This is a genomic window from Dietzia sp. UCD-THP (genome assembly GCF_000349585.1).
GTDB classification, from domain to species: Bacteria; Actinomycetota; Actinomycetes; order Mycobacteriales; family Mycobacteriaceae; genus Dietzia; species Dietzia natronolimnaea_A.
Window position 1 is genome coordinate 1 of sequence record NZ_AOSR01000175.1, and the last position, 769, is coordinate 769.

The window sequence follows — 769 nt, forward strand, 5'->3', positions numbered from 1 at the left end:
GGACAAAGCTGTCCGGGACTGGCTGAGTCGCTGAAAATTTTTCCCATCGCACGATCGTCGGTTTTGAATTCCGGTGGGCTGCAGCGGCTCCAGAGGGAGTGTCGTGGCCGCGGATTGGCTGCCTTGATAGCGTGGGGAGATCAGATCCGACTGCGGCGATCCATCCTGTTTCGGGAATTAAGGCGAACTGCAGGAGCTTTATTTTGAGAGTGCGTCCGTACTCGATTGCTCCGGCGGTGTAACCGGCTTGAGAAAAGTAGACTCTGTCGCTCTTGGTGTGTCCGTGGACGGCTCCAACGAATGCCTGCAAGCTCGGCGTACCCACGGGTTCGCTATGCCACTTGACCTGGGCAACAACGGTGTCGCCGAGAATGTCGATACCGCCGTCCCGGGCACTAGCGGTAGCAGTGACGCCGGTATAACCGAGCCGCGTCAGGAATTGAGCGGCATGAAGTTCGGCTTGTCGATGCAGGGGAACTTTTACGTCAGGCAATGTCTACGTTCCCCTCCATATCCGTAAACGCATCGACCCTAGCCCAGGCCCCGGACAATCAGGCCTGCACGTGGAGGGTAGCTGACATCTTGCCTTCTCCCGGGCGAGTCGCTCCGCAGTCACTTACTGGCTGCCGATGTAGCGTTACTTCTCCGGCACTGGAGACAGTGCCGATATTGTGCGTTCTGCGCGCCTTCCCGGTCGGTCTCGGCTGGCCAGGCACCCTGATCGGGCCCGAGGGCCCGATCAGGGTGTGTCAGGCGGCCTCTCCGGGGA

At 60.1% G+C, this 769-nt stretch carries 1 protein-coding gene; it reads right to left on the minus strand.

The annotated features are described in order from the left end of the window. Window positions 1–493: restriction endonuclease (locus tag H483_RS38665; protein WP_193746859.1), on the minus strand; the 493-nt coding region annotated here is incomplete at its 3' end. Window positions 494–769 lie beyond the last annotated feature (276 nt).